Here is an 18323-nt window from a genome sequence, read left to right on the forward strand (position 1 = left end):
CTCCGATCAGGCGCCTGCCGGCTGCGCACCTGCCTCTCGCACAGTCGCCAAACGGAACACAATGGCGACGCCGCGCGTTTTCATGCACGTTGCGCAATCTAAGCGCGGTTGTTGCTGTCTTTGACCGAGGGCTCTCATGTCGACGTGGGCTGCAGCGCTGAGGGGCGTGCTGCCCGGCTTGACAGGCCGGAGGAGCCGCAACAAATCCCAAGCGAACGGATCTGATGAAGCTGCCGAAACGGCTGAATGGACGGAGGCGGCGGCCAAAGCCTACGCCCCGGTTGTCTGGCTGATCGGCAAGGTCCAAAGCGGCAAGACATCGGTCATCCGCGCCATCACCCACAGCACGGACGCCGAGATCGGCGACGGCTTCCGCGCCTGCACCCGAAACTCAAACATCTACGCATTTCCGAGCGAAGCGCCGGTCATCCGCTTTCTGGACACGCGCGGCCTCGGCGAAGCCAATTACGATCCGGCTGACGACCTCGCCGTCAGCGAGGGCGCGGCCCACCTCATTCTCGCGACTATGCGCGCAATGGACCCGCACCAGGACGCACTCTTCGCCGCCCTGTCGAAAGTGCGCGCGCGCCGTCCCGATTGGCCGATCGTCGTCGCGCAGACGAGCCTGCACGACGGCTACAGCGCCGGCGACGGTCATATCGAGCCCTACCCGTTCGAACCGAACGCGCCGTCGGAAGCCATCGCGCGCATCCCCTCCGACCTGATGCGCAGCCTCGCCTACCAGCGCACGTTGTTCGACAAGCTTCCAGGACGCGGCGCCATTCTCTTCGCGCCCGTCGACCTCACGCATCCGGAAGATGGATTGGCGCCGGTCGACTACGGGCTCGACGCGTTGACGGAAGCGCTGGCGACCGTCGCACCGTTCGGATTGCTCACCGCCCTCTCCGCCATGCCAGGCATTCGCACCGACCCGCGCGCGCGCGCCGCCGATCCGATCGTCATGGGCCATGCCATGGCCGCGGCCGGCGGCGATCTCGTGCCCATTCCTGTCGCCGGCGCGATCGCGTCGACCACCGTCCAGGCGCGCATGTTGAGCCAGCTCGGCCGTCACTACGGCATCGGCTGGGACAAGCGCGCGTATGCCGAGCTCACGGCCGCCATCGGTGCTGGGACACTGGCACGGGTTGCGGCCAGCTTGGGCGTGCGCCAGCTCGCGAAATTTGTTCCCGTTTACGGGCAAACCGCAGGCGCGGCCGCCTCTGCCGCGGCAAGTTTCGCCGTCACCTACGCGCTCGGCAAAGCTGCGGTGCGCTACCTCCATGGACGGCGGCTCGGCACGATGGATCGCGGCGGCGTCGCCGAGGCCTACCAGCGCGCGTTGCGCGATGCCTTCAGCATGGCCAAGCGGCGGCGGATGAGCGAACGCGAGGGTGAGAGGCGGCCATGACGAGAGCCCCTGGCGGAAAGCGCCGCGCCCAGCGCACGGCATCCCTCATCCTCATCACCATCGGACTGCTCATTCCCGCGCTGTCGCTGATTCCCTTGGGCAGCCTCTGGCTGTGGCAGAACGGCTATCTGATCTATTGGACCATCTTCGCCCTTTCGGCGGTGTCGATCGTCTACCTCGTGCAGCGCCGCCTTCTTCCCGCGCGGCCCGAGGCGCAACCCGCAGTCGAAGCGGACGTTTCGCCATCGGCGACGTCATCGACCGCAGGATCGCTCGCCCGCGACCTCAGCTGGTCTCCGGCCGAGGAATTGGCCTGGGGTGATGTCGAAGCCCTTGCTGCGAAGACCGATCCCGCTCGCATTGAAACGACCGAAAGCATGCTGAAGCTCGGCCAGGAAGCCATCGAAACGGTCGCGCACCGGCTGCATCCCGGACGAACCGACCCGATCTGGCAGTTCACCACGCCCGAAGCGCTCGCCATCGTCGAGCGCGTCAGCCGCCGCTTGAGAACCTTTGTCCTCGAGAATGTCCCGTTTGGCGAGCGCATGACGGTGGCGCAGGCCTTGGCGCTCTACCGCTGGCGCGGCGCGATCGACGCCGCCGAGCGCGCCTACGATGTCTGGCGCGTCGTGCGCCTCATCAACCCGGCAACCGCCGCCGCGCAGGAAGCGCGCGAGCAACTCTCGAAAGCCATGGTGCAATGGGGCCGCGACGCCATCTCCCGCCGCCTGATGGAAGTTTATGTTCTCGAAATCGGCCGCGCCGCCATCGACCTTTACGGCGGACGGCTTCGTGTCTCGTCCGGTTCGCTGGCCGGCTATGTCTCGGCCGACAGCGCCGCCGACCGGGAGGCCATCGGCCAGGTCAAGGCGGAGCCGCTGCGCATTCTCGTCGCCGGCCAGGTGAGCGCCGGCAAGTCGAGCCTGATCAACGCCCTCGCCCGCGAAGCGCGCGCCGCGAGCGACGCCTTGCCCGCAACATCCAAGTACACGCCCTACGTCCTGCAAGGCGAAGGCTTTCCAGCCGCCTTCATCATCGACAGCCCCGGCATCGGCTCGGACGCGGCCATGCTGGACGAGCTTGTCGAAAAAGCTGCCGATTGCGACCTGATGCTGTGGGTCGTCGCCGTCAATCGCGCTGACCGCGAGACGGACCGCAAGGCGCTGGAAGGCGTCAGGCTGCATTTTGCGTCGCGGCTGAATCGCCGCCGGCCGCCGATCATCCTTGTCACCACGCACATCGACCGGCTGCGTCCCTTCAACGAATGGAGCCCACCTTACGACCTAGCCTCAGGCGACTCCGAAAAAGCCCGCAATATCCGATCGGCCGTCGCGGCTGCCGCCGGGGATCTCGGCTTCGAGGCTGATGAAGCGGTCGCCCTGAGCCTCAACGACCCGGCCAAACCGTACAACGTCGAGCAACTCTGGCAGCGGATTGCGGACGCTCTGCCGGAAGCCACGCGCGCCCAGCTTCTGCGGTGCCTCAACGACCTCAAGGAGAGCTGGAGCTGGAAGTCGCTCTGGACCCAGGCCGGCAATGCCGGGCGAACGCTCGCGGGCACGTTGAAACCGGTTGCCCGGGCGCGAACGCAAGCCGGCCGGAAGAGATGAGAAACCGACGAACGCGCAACACCCGGAGCTCCCCGGCTGACTGACAGGGTCTGAAACCAATTAGAACCTCGGGCGTTATCTGCCCAGGCCAGACGGCCGGCCCCAAGCTCAGGAGTTCCCATGGTACAGTCATCTTCTACGCCCAATACGCGCGGTGGCGATTACGGCCGCACGGCGGACGAATTGGCCGACAAGGCCGTGAACCTCGCGGAAAAGACAACCGATCAGATCGAGCGCACGGTCCGCAACGTTGCCGACCAAAGCCGCGTGGCGACCGAGAACGTCCAGGTTGTCGCCGAAAACTTCAAAACCGCCGTCGACAAGTCGGTCAAGGACCAGCCGCTGACGACGCTTGCCGTCGCCGCCGCGGTGGGTTTCATCATCGGCGCGATTTGGAAAGCCTGAGGCGCGGCGAGTTGATCACGACAACGAGACACAATCTCAGGGGAGTGGCGCTCAAATGTTTCAAGGGCTCTTAAGGCGCGCCGAGCAATCCATCGACCAGGTCGTGGCCAAGTACGTCGGACGCGCAGTCGTCGCCATCCCTCTCTTGATTGCCGGCGGGTTTGGAACGGCCGCGATCACCACCAAGCTCATCGAGATGTATGGCACGGTCGTCGGCTGTTCGATCATGGCCGCGGGCTTCGCCGTTCTCAGTCTCGTCTTGATGGCCATCGTCGGCAGCGGACCGCCGCAGACGGCCGCGGAAACCGTGTCCGAAACCGCTCAGGCGGCGAACGGCGCGAGCGAGACGGCGGACGATCAGCTCGAATCCGACTTCGATGCGTCTGCGCTCCTGACCCCCGAAGTCAGATCGTTCCTGGCCTCGTCCGCACCCATGGCTCTGCCGGCCATCGCCCGTGGCGTCGGGAAGAATCTTCCGCTGATCCTGATCCTGGCGCTGATTGGGTTCGTCATCTCCCGCTTTGCGGGCGCGTCTCAAGACATGGCGACGGCAAACATGGCGACCGCCGGCGCCGACCCGGGATCACCGTCCATCTAGTCCGCGCATCGAGGGCAACGCGCAGGGTCCAAGCCGAATGGCACGGGATAAGGAAAGCAGCCGGGTGGTCCTCGGCTGCTTTGTCATATTTGCCCCTGCTGGCACGGGGCGTCCGGTTCGTCGATAATGGCCGCAAGGCGCCGATTGATTCGGCCATCCATAAGCAATTCCAGCGGCCAGCATCGGGGCAGATGACGGACAACGACGCGGCCCGGCTCTTCCAGCATTTGCAAGCAGGCGACAGCGCCGAGGCGGCCTCCCTCGCGCACGATATGCTGCGCGCAGGCCAGCAGACCCACTTGGCCGACTTCGCCCTCGGCATTCTCGCGTATCAGACGCGCGACTACGACAGCGCCGTCGCCCACCTGAAACAATCCATCGCGATCGAGCCGACACTCGCGGCCTGGAACAACCTCGGCGCCGCATTCCGCGCCACGGGCCGCTTGGCCGAAGCCTCGGCCGCCTATCAGAACGCACTCGCCGTCGACCCAAAGTTTGTCGACGCCGCTGCGAACTACGCCAACGTGCTGATGGACCTCGGGAACTTTGCGGCCGCGGAAAGCATGGCGCTTGGCGCTATCGCCAACGGGGCCAATTCCGTCGAAGTGTACGTCACGCTCGGCAACGCCCAGTTCCGCCAAGGCCGCCTCGTCGAAGCCGCGGCCTCGTACCGGACGTCGCTCGCGCGCGGCGAAAACCAAACGGCCATCCGCAATCTCGGCAGCACGCTTGCAAACCTCGGCCGGTTCACGGAAGCCAAGCAGGTCTATAGCTCGGCCCTCGCGAAGCGGCCGGACGCGGACCTGCATTCGAGCTTTCTGATCTGCCAGACCTACGATCCGCAAATGGCGGCCGCCGATCTGCGCGAAGCCTCGGCCGTCTATGAGCGGGCCTATGCTCTTCACCTGCGCCCGACTGCGACTGCGCACGCCAATACGCCCGATCCCGGCCGCCGGCTCCGCATCGGCTATGTCTCCCCCGACCTCTGTAACCACGTCGTCGCGGTCTTCATGCTGCCGGTGATGACACGCCACGACAGCAGCGCGTTCGACATCTATTGCTACGCCGACGTCCGCAACACCGACGACACGAGCCGGAAATTCCAGGCGCTCTCGACCTGGCGTCAGACTGTCGGCATGGCGGACGAACGCCTCGCCGCCCTGATCGCCGCCGACGGCATCGACATCCTGATAGACCTTGCAGGCCATTCCCCCGGCAACCGGCAGCTTGTATTTGCCCGCAAGCCCGCGCCGGTCCAGCTGTCCTACGTCATCGGCACCGGCACGACGACGGGACTGACGGCGATCGATGGACTGATCGCCGACGGCTATTTGCTTCCACCGGGTTCGGAACACGTCATCAGCGAAGCGCCGTGCGATCTCGGCCGCCCGTTCGTCGCCTACGAGCCCCCCGCCACCATGCCGCCCGTCGGACCGCTTCCGGCGCTGCGCAACGGGTACCTGACGTTCGGCTATTTCGGCCGTCCGATACGGCTCAACGACCGCGTCGTCAAAGTGTGGTCGGCCTTGCTCGCGGCCTGTCCCGGCAGCCGGTTGCGGCTCGACAACAAGCCGTTCGGCGCGGCGGCGACGCAGGACGATGTCCGCAAGCGCTTCGCGGAATTCGGCGTGGCTCCGGACCGGCTTGATCTCGGCGATACCCCGACGCATCCGGCCGTCCTCGCCGCCTACAACGAGATCGACATCGCGCTCGACCCGTTCCCGCACAACGCCGGCACGACGTCGCTCGAGGCGCTCTGGATGGGAGCGCCGGTGTTGACTCTCGCCGACCGCCCCCCGGTCGGCCGCTTAGGCGAAAGCCTGCTCAACGCTGTCGGTCTCGGCGATTGGGTCGCGCACGATGAAGCGGGCTACATCGCAAAGGGCGTCGACGCCAATGCGAACATTGAAGCGCTTGCCGCGCTGCGTGCCGGTCTCCGCGCACGCTGCGAGCAGTCCCAATTGAGCGATGTCGCAGACCTGACGCGCGCCATGGAAAGGCTCTACCGGACAGCCTGGCAGCGATGGTGCGCCACGCGGCGGGCAGCATGATGCGGGACATCGGCGACGTCTTGGGCCATCTGTCGAAATCCACGTTCCGCCAGCGCTTCAAGCTCGGCGCAAAAGAGCAGGCCTATCTCCGGGCGAAAGGCCGCGATGCCGTCCGCGAGCACGCCCGCGACTTCATTGCCACGCGTCTCGCGCCGGCCCACCCGCGCAACGACGGCAAGCAGACCCCCATGCGCGGCCATCCGGTGTTCGTCGCGCAGCACGCCACCGCCACATGCTGCCGCGGCTGCTTGGCGAAATGGCATGGAATTGTCATGCACGCGCCGCTTTCGGAACCCGTGCAGGCCCACGTGCTGGCCGTCATCGAAGCCTGGCTCGACGGGGCGATCCCGACGGGCGCCAACGCAAGTCCACCGCCTTTTGATGCAGTTTTGCCACAATCGCCCGTGCAACTATCGCTCATTACGGAATAGCACGAACTTGAAGGTTTAACGTCCCGACGCCACTCTGGCTGGATCGCTGTCGAAAACGCTTCGAAGCGCGCCGGCAGTCGCTGCAGACTTCCACGGGGGAAACGACACGATGAGAATCGAGCGTTCGAGGCAGCCGGTGCAGATCGCGAAGCGCTGGCGCGCCGTTCTTGCCGCCACGATTATCATGTCGGCGGCCCTGATTCCGGCCACCGCGTCCGCGCAGGACTTCTTTTCCTTCCTCTGGGATGGCGGGTCGCGCTCGGTCATCGGCTTCAGCCCGAAGTATGAGCCGCGCCAGATCATCGTCTCCTTCGGCGACAAGAAGTTGTACTGGATCCATACCCGCGGCGAGGCCATCAGCTACCCGATCGCCGTCCCGCGCGAGCAGAGCCGCTGGCAGGGCGTGACCAGCGTCTCCAACAAGCAAGTCAACCCGTCTTGGACGCCAACCCCGACCATGCTGGCTGAAAACCCGCGCCTCCCGCGATGGGTGCCGGGCGGACATCCCATGAACCCGATGGGTGTCCGCGCGCTCTACCTTGGCGCATCCGCCTATCGCATCCACGGCACAGACGCGCCCTGGACCATCGGCACCGCCGTCTCGAAGGGCTGCATACGCATGTACAACGAGGACGTGCTGGACCTTTATCCACGCGTTCCGGTCGGCACCAAGGTCACGGTAACGTGGCAGCGCTTCAGCTGATCCGCCCACCCGCGTAAACGCGGCCACATCTCGGGAAAGAAAGCGCGCTTTGGAGTTGCAGGGGCTGCTATTCCACAAGCTTCGCTCAAGCCAAATCGCTCAACAATCGCGTGGGTTTCCGCCCGCGCCCGTGGCCGCCAACGCGCGCCTGTGCGCAGCAGGAACCAACGATGAAACGTCGGACGCGCTGATGCGCGCGGCGCCTTCAACGATGGCCCTCTAGCGACCGAGACCCAGGTGCAAGCCGAACGCCGAGTAGGCCGAGAAGAGGAGCCGCAGGACCAGGTCCTGACCGGCCCGAAGAAGGTTGCGGCGCTGCTGCTCGCGATGGACAAGAAGGTCGCCTCGCGCCTCCTCAAGCACTTCGACGAAGACGACATCAAGCTCATTGCCCAGACAGCGACCGACCTCGGTGCCGTCACGAAGTCGGCGCTCGACGCCCTCATCGAAGAATTCGCGATGAGCCTGCGCAACGGCGGCGATCTGATCGCCACCGCCAACGAGGTCGAGCAGCTTCTCAGCGGCGTTGTCCCGCCTGAGCAGATCGCCGAGATCATGTCTCAGGTGCGCTCCAAGTCGCTGCAGTCGATCTGGATCAAGCTTGGCGAAGTGCCCGAGCTATCGACCGCCCAATATCTCGCCAAGGAACATCCGCAGGTCTCCGCGCTCGTGCTTTCGCGCACGCCCCCGGCCTACGCGGCAGCCTCTCTCAAGATGCTGCCAACGCCGCTGCGTAACGAGATCATGCGCCGGATGCTCGCGATCAAGATCGTGCTCGAACGCCCCATTCAACTGCTCGAAGGAGCTGTCAAGGAAGAGCTGCTCTACAAGAGCGCCAAGAACACCGGACCGACCATCCACGCCCGTCTCGCCGACATCATCAACAAGATGGACCGCAAGCAGATGGACGAGATCTTGAACGATCTCGATCAGCATCGGCCGAAGGAAGCCGAAGTGGTGCGCGGCCTGCTCTTCACCTTCGACGACCTCTTGCGCCTGTCGACGGCCGCCCTCGTCACACTCTTCGACGGCATCCCGGCCGACCGCACGATCACCGCGCTCTCCGGCGCCGAACCGCGCATGATCGACTTGGTCCTCGAAGCGACCCCCGCGCGCGCGCGCCGCATGATCGAGCAGGAAATGGCCACCGGCAAGAAGGCCACCGCCAAGGAAGTTCAGAAAGCACGCCGCGCTATCGCCGATGCTGCCATGGAAATGCTTGAGAAGGGCATCATCGAAATCGCGTCAACGGAGGAAGAATGATGCGAGAGGAATATGCGGAGGTCCGTCAGTCCGGCGGACAGCCCGGCACGGACAAGTTGCTTGAGCCTCCCAAGCTGGAAGTCGAACGGCTGCACGTCCTCAAGGGCGTCCTGGAACGGCTCGTCACCACGCTCTCCGAGCGCTTCCGCGAGTACTGCAACGTCCCCTCGTCGTTTTTCGTCAACCAGATGGAAAGCGGCAACTCCTGGGACGTGCTGGAATCCTACGAAGACAGTATTGCCGGAATTTACTATTGTCGCCAATGGGATAGCCGCATCGTTATCGGCCTCGACCGGCGCTTCATCTTCTCGCTCATCGACGCGGCGTTCGGCGGCGACGGCTCCATGCCGCCGTTCGAATCCGACCGCCCCTTCACGTCGCTCGAAGCCCGCCTCGCGCGCAGCGTCTTCAGCATCATCGTTCCCGAGCTCGAAACGCTTTTGACGCCGATTACCCCCGTCGAACTCGAAATCGAGAAACTGGAGACCAAGCTCGACTTCCAGATTCTCGGCCAGACCGACGTCCCCGTCATCGCCGTCCAGATCCTGTTCCAGATCCTGGACAACGGCGGGCGCATGTTCATGATCATCCCGCAGTCCGCCCTCTACCCGATCCGCAAGCTCTTGGAGCGCCAGCGCGCGCTCGATGGCACGAGCGTCGATCCCGAGTGGCAGAAGAAGATGCAGGACGGCGTCGCCTCGTCGACCATGATGCTCAAGGGTGTCCTGGAAGGGCCGGAGATGACGCTGGGCCAGATCGCGGCACTCGAGCCGGGCCAGATCCTGCGCTTGAACGCCGACCCAAAGAGCCTGATTGCGCTCGAATGCCAGGACGAGCGCATCTTCTGGTGCCGCCTCGCCCAATCGAAGAGCAAGTTCGCCCTCGTGGTCGAGCAACCCATCGACAAGCAGAAAGAGCTGGTCGCCGATTTGATCTCGGGCTCCCCGGCGCGGGGCGCCTGACCCCGATCGGATCGCGGATATCCTCCGCTTACCCCCTGCGATGCCTGTAATTTTAGTCCGGTCCCGCACTTCTTGCGGCGCTCGTAACCGATTTTTAGGCAACGGCGTGGAAGTATCGTCACCACATGCGGACGAAACTTTAACGCGGGCGGCAATCAATGGGCATTAGCGAAACAGCAGTGGAAACCGGCGCCGCGAAGGACTTGGAAGAGCGCGCGGCCTGCCTGGTCAACCCTGCATCCGGCATCGCCAACGACTATCTCAATCATTTCAACGAAGTTCTCCTGTTGATCGAGAACTTGCCCACGCTGCTTCCGGAAATGCTCGACGAGCTGCTGGAATGGCGTCCCGTGACGTACCGCGAATATTTCGCCAAGTCGCTGCTGCCTGGCAGCGCGCGCGCCCTCGAAATCTATGAAGGCCTGGACGAATCCTTCCGGCGCGACTTCGAAAGCATCATCGACGGCGTCAATGCGATGGCCACCGCCAGCATCGACGTCATCAGCGCCCACCGCAGCCCCGACGGCGAGTTGGATCCCACCCGCGTTTCGGACTTCTGCGAAAACGCCTCGTGCGCGATCCGCAGCGCCCTCAACCGCGCCTCCGATCTCGTCAACAACGGCAGAGCCAATCCGGCCGAAAGCCCCCAGGGCATGGCCGATCGCTTGATTCCTTGCGTCGCGTAACAGCCGCAAACCCGACGCTGAGGTAACTGCTATGGACGAGCTGCTCCGAGACTTTCTCACGGAAACGACTGAGCATATCGAAGGGGCCGAAACGCAGCTTGTGCATTTCGAGCGCAACCCTACCGATGCATCCCTGATTGCCAGCATTTTCCGTCTGGTCCACACGATCAAGGGAACATCGAGCTTCCTCGGTCTCGAACGGCTGGAGCGCGTCGGCCACGCAGCGGAGTCCGTCATGGGCATGCTGCGCGACGGCGTCCCGCCGACGCAGCACTCCGTCACGCTCATCCTGGCCGCCATCGATCGCATCAAGACGATCATCGAGGACATCGGCAAGCACGGTTCCGAGCCGCCGGACGACGATAGCGAGATCATCAATGCGCTAGAGGCCTACTATGCCGCGGGCTCGGAAGCGGCAGCAGCCACTGCCGCCGCCGAGGCGAGCGCAAAGGCTGAGGCCTCAGCACCCGTCAGCGCGCCCGCAGCACCGGCGGAAGTAAAGCCCGAGCCCGCCGTCGCGGCAGCGCCCGCGGCCAAAGCCGAGCAGCCGGCGCCCGACGCTCCCAAGCCCCAGGCGAAATCCGAAGCCGCAGCGCCCGCGCAACAGAAAGAGCAGCGCGGCCAGGGCGGCGGCAACGGCGAATCCATTCGCGTCTCGGTCGAGACGATCGAGCGCATGATGCAGCTCGTCTCCGAACTCGTGCTCTCCCGCAACCAGCTCCTCGAGCTGGCGCGTCACCGCGAAGACGATGCGATCAAGACGCCGCTGCAGCACCTTTCGACGCTGACCAGCGACCTGCAAGACGCCGTCATGCGCGCCCGCATGCAGCCCGTCGGCCGCCTCTACGCCAACCTTCCGCGTCTCATCCGCGAGCTGTCGACCAGCCTCGGCAAGAACATCGATCTCATCACTGAAGGCGCCGACACCGAACTCGATCGCCAGCTCATCGAGGTGATCCGCGATCCGCTGACCCATCTCATCCGCAACTGTGCCGATCACGGCATCGAGCGGCCGGACGAGCGCATCGCCAAGGGCAAGCCCGAGCGCGGCGAGATCCGTGTTTCGGCCGCGCACGAAGCCGGCCAGATCACGATCGACATCTCCGACGACGGCAAGGGCCTCGACACCGAGCGCATCAAGCAGAAGATCCTCTCTCAGGGTCTCGCGACGGAGCAAGAGCTCCGCGCCATGAGCAACGAGGAGATCTACCGGCATATCTTCGAAGCCGGCTTCTCCACGGCCCAGGTCGTCTCCAACGTGTCCGGACGCGGCGTCGGCATGGACGTCGTCCGCTCGAACATCGAAGCCATCGGCGGCTCGGTCTCGCTGTCGTCCGTCGAAGGACGCGGCAGCCGCTTCTCGATGCGCATTCCGTTGACGCTCGCCATCGCGCCCGCTCTGATCATCGAGGTTGCCGGCCAACGCTTCGCGCTTCCCCAGACCGCGGTCGTGGAGGCCGTCAGCCTGGGCAGGAATTACAAGGACCTCATCCAGAATGTGCAGCACGCCTTGGTGCTCAAGCTGCGCGAAGAAGTGATCCCAGCGGTTGAGCTGCGCAACGTCGTCGGTCTCCAGTCCGGTTCGGACGACGACACCAACGATAAGCTGGCCGTCGTCATGCGGGTCGGCACCGAATCCTTCTGCGTCATCGTCGACAGCGTCGCCGATATTCAGGAAATCGTCGTCAAGCCGTTGAGCGCGTCGCTCTCTCATCTCAAGATCTTCAGCGGCCACACCATTCTCGGCGACGGCTCGGTCGTGCTCATCCTCGATCCGGCCGGCATCGGCGCCAACCTCGGCATCGAGAAATCGGCCGACAAGAAGCGCGAGCAGGTCCGCGACCAGGGCGCGCTCGAGCGCCGCCGCCTCGTCATGTTCCGCGCCGGCAGCGGAGCGCCCAAGGTGCTCCCGCTTTCGCTCGTCTCGCGCATCGAGATGGTCGAAACGAGCCGCATCGAAAATTCCGACGGCCGCATGATGGTCCTCCTGCAGGGCCGCTTGATGCCGATCGTTCCGATCTCCCACGAAATCGACATGTCGCGCCCGGCCTATCCGGTGCTCGTCGTGGCGACGGAAAACCGGTCCATCGGCCTGATGGCCGACGAGATCGTGGACATTCTCGAAGAGAAGCTCGAGATCCAGCTGACCAGCGCCAACTCGGAGCTGATCGGCTCGGCCGAGATCCGCGGCGAAGCTGTCGAGTTGATCGACGTCTCCCACTTCATCCGCCTGGCCGATCCGCCGTCGCGCAGCAACGCCACGCCCCAGCGCGTGCTGTTCGCCGCCGACGAGCAGGTCCTGCGCGATCTGCTCTGCCCAGCCATCTCGGCTGGCGGCTATAGTCTGGTCGCATCGTCGATCCCGGCGGATTCGAACGAGTTCCTGCATCTGATCTCGAGCTTCGATGCGGTCATCATCGATGCCGACGCGCCGGCGCTCGCTCTTCCGTCGTTCCAGCGTGCCCTCAAGGACCGCAAGAATTCGAACATCGTGCCTGTCATCGGCGTCAGCAAGAACCCGACGAACCGCACCACGCGGATCGCCACCGAGGGCGGCATGGCGGCGCTGTTGAGCCGGCATGAGCGTCAGCAAATTCTCGAAACGCTGGCCTACACCCTCGACGCCGCGGCCGACGCCAAGACCTCCAGCATGGAAATCGCCGCATGAGCAGCGCAGCCCTCGCCATCTCGGCAGTTTCCGACGTCCCGACCGCGGGCGAAGAAAGCTACTTCACGGTTTTCGCCGGCGGCGAAGCCTTTGGACTTTCGGTGCTGCACACGCAGACCATCTTCCGCATCACGAGCGTGACGCCCATCCCGCTCGGTCCTGCCGACATCGTCGGCCTCGTCAATCTGCGCGGACGCATCGTGACGGCGGTCAGCCTGCGCCGCCGCCTCGGCATCCCCGTCGACGAGCTGCAGAACTCGCTCGCCATCGGCATCGAACACAAAGGCGAGAACTTCGCCCTGATCGTGGACGAGGTGGGCGACGTGCTCACCCTCGACGCCTCGATGAAGGTGCAGATTCCCGCCCATTTCGATCCTGCCCGTTCCCGCTTTATGGCGGGCCTCTACAAAGTCGGAAACCTCCTCATTCCCGCTCTCAACATCGGAGCGCTCTTCGACTTTGCCAACTGACGTGTAGCCGTGAGTAAAAAGGGTTAGTGACAATGAAGACTGCGCTCGTGGTGGATGACTCCGCCTTCATTCGCAAGATCGCCAAGCAGATTCTGGACAACATGGGTTTCCAGGTCTCTGAGGCCAAGGACGGGGCACACGCTCTTGAGCAGTGCCAGGTCGCACTTCCGGAACTCATTCTGCTGGACTGGAACATGCCGGTCATGAGCGGCCTGGAGTTCCTGACCAAGCTCCGCAAATTGCCCAACGGAAACGATCCGCAGGTGGTTTTCTGCACCACGGAAAACACGCGCGAAAAAATCATGACTGCGCTCGAGGCTGGTGCCACCGAGTACATCATGAAGCCATTTGACCAAGAAATTATCCGCACGAAGCTCGAGCAGATCGGAATGATGTAGGGCGCATTCGCCCGGCTGCGCGCTCAACGGCGCATGGCCCCGATCGTCTCGACGACTGCCCAACTCTTTTTGGTGATGCGTAGCATGTCCCAAGCATTTGACGCCCTTTGCGACTACTTGCGCCGTTCCTCCGGCCTCGTGATGGAACAAAGCAAGAAATATCTCGTGGAAAGCCGCGTCATGCCGATCGTGCGGCGCGAGAAACTATCGGGATTGGATGAGCTGGTGCTCATCCTCCAGAAGAACCAGTCGCCAAAGTTGGCCAAGGACGTCATCGAGGCGATGACGATCAACGAAACCTACTTTTTCCGCGACAAGTCCCCTTTCGATCAATTCCGCAATGTCATGTTGCCGGCCATGATCGCCAAGCGGCAGAACGAAAAGCGTCTCCGCATCTGGTCGGCGGCCGCATCGACCGGACAGGAAGCCTACTCGCTCGCCATGATCCTGGACGAAAACGCCGCGCGCATGCCCGGCTGGAAGATCGAGATCCTCGGCACCGATCTGTCCGACCAGGTGCTCGACAAGGCGCGCAAGGGCATCTACTCGCAGTTCGAGGTCCAGCGCGGCCTTCCCACACCGATGCTGCTCCGCAACTTCAACCAGATCGGCGACAGCTGGCAGATCTCGGAAGCCATGCGCAGCAAGGTGCAGTTCCGCCAGATGAACCTGCTGGCCGATTACACGGCCCTCGGCCGCTTCGACATCATCTTCTGCCGCAACGTGCTGATCTATTTCGACGCCGCGCGAAAGATGGACATCCTTGGTCGCATGACGCGTGTCCTCGCGCCGGACGGCTTCCTCACCCTTGGCGCATCGGAAAGCCTGATCGGCCTCAAGACGGATCTTGTCGGCCACCCCGAGCATCGCGGCATCTTCATGCGCAACGGCGCGCCCGTACCGGCATCGTCCGAAAACAAGTTCGCTCCCCGCGCGGCGCCGGCTCCTTCGCCTGCACCGGCGACATTGCCGACGAGTTTCGCCGCGTCCGCCATGCAGGCCGCGCGGATGCGCACCGCCGGCTAGAACAAGTTACATTATGGACGACAAACGCAAACGCGGCGGTCAAATCCGCCGCGTTTCGCTGTTCTGGCGGTCCCGATCGGACTTCGCCAGTTCGCTGCCGCGCCCGAGTTGCGCCAGCCGCGCATAGTCCGAGATACCGCCGGGACCGAGACGATCCACTTCGATCAACGCGACCAGAGCCTCGTTCGCCACGCTGCCCAGCGAACCTGAAGCGACCACGCGCTCGATCGCCTTGCCGCGCCATGCCGGGTTCGCTTCGATAGGCGCCTCAGCGCGCTGAGCGGCTTGCACGCCGCGCCGCTGAATGACCTCGGCCAGGTTGAGCGCACCCTGGTCGCGCTCGACCACGACCGGCGGCAAGGCCGCACTGGCGGTTTCGGTCGGCGCCGCGGCCATCTCTCCGGTCACGGCACCCGGATTGCCGATCCACTGGGCCTCTTGCGACCTTCGGTGAAGCAGGCCGGGCAGAACTTCGCCTCCGGCCTTGTTGTATTTCTGAAAGATCTCCCGGGCCGCATCGAGGTCGCCACGGCGCACCGCATCGCCGAGCCCGCTTTGGATCCAGGAAGTCCCCGCGTTGTATGTGAGCGATGTCAACGCGGCCTTCGTGCCCTCGTCGACATGGGGCGCCGCTTTCTCGACGATGGAGCGCGCCGAAGCGACCTCGGCGTGGAAACGGCGCTCCGCCTCCGCACGATCGATCTTTTCGCCCGCGAAACGCGCCTTGGTGCCGTACCCGTTCGAGAACTGGGCATAGTCCCACTGCGCCTGCGGGGTGTACCCCTCGAAGTTGCGGATCGCATCCAGATAAAAGCTGTGCATGGCAGGGTTCTTTGGCCTCTGACCCGCCTTGTTAACGCGAGGCCCTTGCGCAAAGCTGACCCGGAATTCACGATCGGCTTCGCTGGCGTTTTTTAAGAGGCTCAGTCCGAGCCTCCGTCCGAGCCTTGGCACGGCAGTTGCGTAGAACGGACATGTCTTCGTTTGGTGCAACCATGCAAGTATCCGCTAACCTTCGCGCACGTATCTCAGCTCTCGGCGAGTTGTCCCGCCCGCTCGGGGAAACCCGCGCCGCGGCGCTCGCACGCGCCCTCGCCAACGCCGTCGCAAGCGACGTGGCGGCCGGCCGCAACCCCGATGCCACCATTGACGGCTGGATCCGCCGCTTGGCGACAGAGATCGTCGAAAAAGGCCCGGCCCCCGCTGCCGCGCCGAAACGGCCCGCCGGCGCCCGCCGCCTCAGCGACATCCTTCCGGAAGTCCACTGATCCCTGACGCGTTGCGATTCGAGCCGCTATTCAGGTGATACAGCGCGCCAAACGCGCCCTGAACAAAGCCTCCGGCTGTCGCGTCGGCAAAGCGTCCAGCCACGCCGCGATGGCACAATCAAATCCTAAAGAACGTCGGCGAAGTGTCCCGTTTTCGCACGGAAGACCCGTTAAAATTTGAAGCAACTTTTCCGGCCCCGCCTAAGTCGACCTCAACAGCGGCCCTGTACAAAGGTGAGGCTCGCGCATCAAGAGAGCACAAAAAATTGCAGGGTCAGGGGTCGGTCAATATGTTGCAGAAATCGAATGTGAGTATGCTCCGTCAGCGCCGCGACAACATCCGCGAGTGGCTCGATGAGGAGGCGCCCTACACCGATGTGGATCAGCGCCATCTCGATCCGCACACGCCGGAGCGCGCCTACTGGCATCACGGCTATCAAGCCGCGCTGAGCGACATGATGGCTATGCTCGCCCTTGAAGCCGGAAAAAGCGGCACCTCGGACATTCCCAACTAGTCCCTGCGGGCCGGTCGGGATGCATCCGGTTTCCCGGCGGCTGGAAGTCGTGGAACAGCTCGCATTCTGCATGGAATGCGGCTTCCATGGTCGACGAGCACCTGTACTTGAACAGGTTGCCCGATCCGATCATCTGCAGCAGCTTGTCCCGTACGTCGTGATCCGCCCGGCCGACGTAGTCGACGTAGAAACGCCCGTCCGGGCCCTTGTGTCCCAGCACGAAGGCGCCCGGCGCCACGCGCGGAATGGTGTTGGTGATGTCGTCATAAGCGAGCCGGAAGGGCCCGAGAAGACCTGTAGCTGTGGTTGCCATCGCTCTCGCCGCTCTTGCACCAGACGAAAAAAGAACAACGCTCATACTCAACTCTTGCGACAGTCACTGACCTGAAGTGACTAGACGTATAACCCATCCGCGACGCCCGGGGATACCCGGCTGCGATCGCCGCCGCGATCGGACTGGGCGCGTTCACCATGATTCTCGGACATCGACTGTCCGGAACGGCCCTGACCGGAAGAATTCGCGGCGCCATCGCCGGCGCCCTGAGCGAACGATCCCTGCGGATTGCCCTGTGACGCCGCAGAATTGGCATCAGCACCAGCGGCGACCAGGCCATTGAGACGTCCGCCGTCGGTCTGCACCGATGAGGTGATGGCGTCGACCGAATACCCGGCCGACTTCAAGGCCCCCGCCAAGGCATCGCGGTCGCGCTCGATGGCAGCGAGCGTATCGCTCCGTTGCGCTTCGAGATGCAGCGTCACGACGTTATCCTTGAGCGCGATGCGCACCGTCACGCTCCCGAGACTCGCGGGTTTGAGTTCAAGGTGGAGAACCTTCTTGGCGCCGTCGGTCGAGGTTTGCAGCACCGGTTCAGCATCGAGCTCCGCGCGAACCTCCGAGAATATCTGTTCGGCCGGAGTTTCGTAGACGACCTCACCCGACGCGTCGCGAACGGCCTGCGTTCGTGTGCCGTCCAGCCCGATCGAGATCGCGCCCGACGTCTGCGAAGACGGCTCGCGCTCGCCCCTGGACCCTTGCCGTCCGTCTCCGCCTGCATTCTGGTCAGCGGAATGCTTGGCGGCTTCCTCGAACGAGAAGCTGCTGGCAGCGCCACTCTTCGGCGCATTATCGACCGTGCTCGCGTCCGCGTGAACATTCGAGACGTCGCGGCGCGTTTGGCCCGCGTCACCCTGCGAGCGGGCGAGTACGGCGCCAAGCGGCGTGGCGTCGGTCGGATCGGACCGCAAGGAATTGCCCCGCGCGTCCCCAATGACAGGAGCAGGTTGTGACGTTTCGGAGGGTGCGGCCCGGGCCGCCTCCTCGAGGCCCCCGAGCGTCGCGGAGACGTTGACCGGAGTCCGCACGACCGCCAGATGCGTTTCCCGGCGCAGAACCCTGAGCGTCGTGTTCTCGGTGAACTCCACTCCAGTGGCATCCCGTCTAGCGACGCGCGCGGCGTCGGGTCTCAGCGCGTCGAGCAGTTGCCCCGTATCGAATTCGCTTTCGCCGTCCTCGACCTGGCCAGGCATCCACGGTCCCGTCGCTGGCACGCTGACCGCGCCATCGCCTGCCCCGGCAACGCCCTCCGCGCCACCGTTCGCGGCCCCGGACACCTGCAGCGTCGCCAACACGAGATTGGCTGACCCCGTCCGATCCGGCACCTGCGCCACATCGCGCAGTCCCTCGGACTCGCGATCGGCATCTTCGCCCACCGAGCCGCCGAGGAATTTTCCGCGTCCCGGCCCACCGTCCTTCAGCGCGGCCAAAGTCGTAAGAAACACTTGATCGAGCGCGTCGCCGAACGAAGCGTCACCTTCTTCCATGCCTGTATCGGCGGCAGCGGACGAAGGCGAGGCGACAGGC

General features: G+C 64.4%; 19 protein-coding genes. 16 read left to right on the forward strand and 3 right to left on the reverse strand.

Annotated elements, in window-relative coordinates:
* Positions 1-136 precede the first annotated feature (136 nt).
* From ACTIFK_RS06850 to ACTIFK_RS06915, 14 genes are all read left to right on the forward strand, one after another.
* The gene (locus ACTIFK_RS06850) at positions 137-1408 is read left to right on the forward strand and encodes a YcjF family protein (protein WP_439542306.1); all 1272 of its coding nucleotides are present in this window, start codon (positions 137-139) and stop codon (positions 1406-1408) included.
* Entirely contained in the window at positions 1405-3018 is a 1614-nt protein-coding gene (locus tag ACTIFK_RS06855) for a GTPase family protein (RefSeq protein WP_439542307.1), read from the forward strand. The genes ACTIFK_RS06850 and ACTIFK_RS06855 overlap by 4 nt, the downstream gene beginning before the upstream one ends.
* Before the next feature lie 120 nt (positions 3019-3138).
* Entirely contained in the window at positions 3139-3423 is a 285-nt protein-coding gene (locus ACTIFK_RS06860; RefSeq protein ID WP_439542308.1) for a glycine zipper domain-containing protein, read from the forward strand.
* 55 nt (positions 3424-3478) lie between these two features.
* Positions 3479-4021, forward strand: a complete 543-nt coding sequence (locus ACTIFK_RS06865; protein WP_439542309.1) for a hypothetical protein — start codon at positions 3479-3481, stop codon at positions 4019-4021.
* A gap of 191 nt (positions 4022-4212) precedes the next feature.
* Entirely contained in the window at positions 4213-6072 is a 1860-nt protein-coding gene (locus tag ACTIFK_RS06870; RefSeq protein WP_439542310.1) for an O-linked N-acetylglucosamine transferase family protein, read from the forward strand.
* Positions 6069-6503 carry a DUF4186 domain-containing protein gene (locus ACTIFK_RS06875; protein ID WP_439542311.1) on the forward strand — a complete coding sequence of 145 codons (435 nt, stop codon included), beginning with the start codon at positions 6069-6071 and terminating at the stop codon, positions 6501-6503. Before ACTIFK_RS06870 ends, ACTIFK_RS06875 begins: the two co-directional genes overlap by 4 nt.
* A 109-nt stretch (positions 6504-6612) precedes the next feature.
* Positions 6613-7206: a L,D-transpeptidase gene (locus ACTIFK_RS06880; RefSeq protein WP_439542312.1), complete on the forward strand. Its 594-nt coding sequence runs from the start codon at positions 6613-6615 to the stop codon at positions 7204-7206.
* Between the two features lie 237 nt (positions 7207-7443).
* Entirely contained in the window at positions 7444-8469 is a 1026-nt protein-coding gene (locus tag ACTIFK_RS06885) for a flagellar motor switch protein FliG (protein ID WP_439542313.1), read from the forward strand.
* On the forward strand, positions 8466-9431 hold the full coding sequence (locus ACTIFK_RS06890; RefSeq protein WP_439542314.1) for a flagellar motor switch protein FliM: 966 nt from the start codon (positions 8466-8468) through the stop codon (positions 9429-9431). The genes ACTIFK_RS06885 and ACTIFK_RS06890 overlap by 4 nt, the downstream gene beginning before the upstream one ends.
* A gap of 158 nt (positions 9432-9589) precedes the next feature.
* Positions 9590-10117 carry a hypothetical protein gene (locus ACTIFK_RS06895; protein ID WP_439542315.1) on the forward strand — a complete coding sequence of 176 codons (528 nt, stop codon included), beginning with the start codon at positions 9590-9592 and terminating at the stop codon, positions 10115-10117.
* Positions 10118-10148: 31 nt separating this feature from the next.
* Positions 10149-12785, forward strand: coding sequence for a chemotaxis protein CheW (locus tag ACTIFK_RS06900; RefSeq protein ID WP_439542316.1), 2637 nt, complete (start codon positions 10149-10151; stop codon positions 12783-12785).
* Positions 12782-13255, forward strand: a complete 474-nt coding sequence (locus ACTIFK_RS06905; RefSeq protein ID WP_439542317.1) for a chemotaxis protein CheW — start codon at positions 12782-12784, stop codon at positions 13253-13255. The genes ACTIFK_RS06900 and ACTIFK_RS06905 overlap by 4 nt, the downstream gene beginning before the upstream one ends.
* A 32-nt stretch (positions 13256-13287) precedes the next feature.
* On the forward strand, positions 13288-13653 hold the full coding sequence (locus tag ACTIFK_RS06910) for a response regulator (RefSeq protein WP_439542318.1): 366 nt from the start codon (positions 13288-13290) through the stop codon (positions 13651-13653).
* An 84-nt stretch (positions 13654-13737) separates the two neighbouring features.
* On the forward strand, positions 13738-14679 hold the full coding sequence (locus ACTIFK_RS06915) for a CheR family methyltransferase (protein ID WP_439542319.1): 942 nt from the start codon (positions 13738-13740) through the stop codon (positions 14677-14679).
* 39 nt (positions 14680-14718) lie between these two features.
* On the opposite strand, the gene ACTIFK_RS06920 is transcribed toward ACTIFK_RS06915, so the two are convergent.
* A complete protein-coding gene (locus tag ACTIFK_RS06920; RefSeq protein WP_439542320.1) occupies positions 14719-15501 on the reverse strand; it encodes a lysozyme in 783 nt (260 codons plus the stop codon).
* Positions 15502-15674: 173 nt separating this feature from the next.
* Here ACTIFK_RS06920 and ACTIFK_RS06925 point away from each other — a divergent pair, with 173 nt between their 5' ends.
* Both ACTIFK_RS06925 and ACTIFK_RS06930 read left to right on the forward strand, forming a co-directional pair.
* Positions 15675-15947 (forward strand): hypothetical protein, encoded by a 273-nt coding sequence (locus tag ACTIFK_RS06925; RefSeq protein ID WP_439542321.1) that lies wholly within the window; start codon positions 15675-15677, stop codon positions 15945-15947.
* Between the two features lie 314 nt (positions 15948-16261).
* A complete protein-coding gene (locus ACTIFK_RS06930; RefSeq protein ID WP_439542322.1) occupies positions 16262-16462 on the forward strand; it encodes a hypothetical protein in 201 nt (66 codons plus the stop codon).
* On the opposite strand, the gene ACTIFK_RS06935 is transcribed toward ACTIFK_RS06930, so the two are convergent.
* Both ACTIFK_RS06935 and fliK read right to left on the reverse strand, forming a co-directional pair.
* Positions 16410-16775: a hypothetical protein gene (locus ACTIFK_RS06935; RefSeq protein ID WP_439542323.1), complete on the reverse strand. Its 366-nt coding sequence runs from the start codon at positions 16773-16775 to the stop codon at positions 16410-16412. The genes ACTIFK_RS06930 and ACTIFK_RS06935 overlap by 53 nt on opposite strands.
* Before the next feature lie 80 nt (positions 16776-16855).
* Positions 16856-18283 (reverse strand): flagellar hook-length control protein FliK, encoded by a 1428-nt coding sequence (fliK, locus tag ACTIFK_RS06940; RefSeq protein ID WP_439542324.1) that lies wholly within the window; start codon positions 18281-18283, stop codon positions 16856-16858.
* Positions 18284-18323: the final 40 nt, after the last annotated feature.

Source organism: Hyphomicrobium sp. (assembly GCF_051860585.1).
Classification (GTDB): domain Bacteria; phylum Pseudomonadota; class Alphaproteobacteria; order Rhizobiales; family Hyphomicrobiaceae; genus Hyphomicrobium_C.

Coding starts and splice junctions, on each gene's coding strand:
- ACTIFK_RS06850 (WP_439542306.1), top strand. CDS start 137: ATGTCGACGTGGGCTGCAGCGCTGAGGGGCGTGCTGCCCGGCTTGACA.
- ACTIFK_RS06855 (WP_439542307.1), top strand. CDS start 1,405: ATGACGAGAGCCCCTGGCGGAAAGCGCCGCGCCCAGCGCACGGCATCC.
- ACTIFK_RS06860 (WP_439542308.1), top strand. CDS start 3,139: ATGGTACAGTCATCTTCTACGCCCAATACGCGCGGTGGCGATTACGGC.
- ACTIFK_RS06865 (WP_439542309.1), top strand. CDS start 3,479: ATGTTTCAAGGGCTCTTAAGGCGCGCCGAGCAATCCATCGACCAGGTC.
- ACTIFK_RS06870 (WP_439542310.1), top strand. CDS start 4,213: ATGACGGACAACGACGCGGCCCGGCTCTTCCAGCATTTGCAAGCAGGC.
- ACTIFK_RS06875 (WP_439542311.1), top strand. CDS start 6,069: ATGATGCGGGACATCGGCGACGTCTTGGGCCATCTGTCGAAATCCACG.
- ACTIFK_RS06880 (WP_439542312.1), top strand. CDS start 6,613: ATGAGAATCGAGCGTTCGAGGCAGCCGGTGCAGATCGCGAAGCGCTGG.
- ACTIFK_RS06890 (WP_439542314.1), top strand. CDS start 8,466: ATGATGCGAGAGGAATATGCGGAGGTCCGTCAGTCCGGCGGACAGCCC.
- ACTIFK_RS06895 (WP_439542315.1), top strand. CDS start 9,590: ATGGGCATTAGCGAAACAGCAGTGGAAACCGGCGCCGCGAAGGACTTG.
- ACTIFK_RS06900 (WP_439542316.1), top strand. CDS start 10,149: ATGGACGAGCTGCTCCGAGACTTTCTCACGGAAACGACTGAGCATATC.
- ACTIFK_RS06905 (WP_439542317.1), top strand. CDS start 12,782: ATGAGCAGCGCAGCCCTCGCCATCTCGGCAGTTTCCGACGTCCCGACC.
- ACTIFK_RS06910 (WP_439542318.1), top strand. CDS start 13,288: ATGAAGACTGCGCTCGTGGTGGATGACTCCGCCTTCATTCGCAAGATC.
- ACTIFK_RS06915 (WP_439542319.1), top strand. CDS start 13,738: ATGTCCCAAGCATTTGACGCCCTTTGCGACTACTTGCGCCGTTCCTCC.
- ACTIFK_RS06920 (WP_439542320.1), bottom strand. CDS start 15,501: ATGCACAGCTTTTATCTGGATGCGATCCGCAACTTCGAGGGGTACACC.
- ACTIFK_RS06925 (WP_439542321.1), top strand. CDS start 15,675: ATGCAAGTATCCGCTAACCTTCGCGCACGTATCTCAGCTCTCGGCGAG.
- ACTIFK_RS06930 (WP_439542322.1), top strand. CDS start 16,262: ATGCTCCGTCAGCGCCGCGACAACATCCGCGAGTGGCTCGATGAGGAG.
- ACTIFK_RS06935 (WP_439542323.1), bottom strand. CDS start 16,775: ATGGCAACCACAGCTACAGGTCTTCTCGGGCCCTTCCGGCTCGCTTAT.
- fliK (WP_439542324.1), bottom strand. CDS start 18,283: ATGGAAGAAGGTGACGCTTCGTTCGGCGACGCGCTCGATCAAGTGTTT.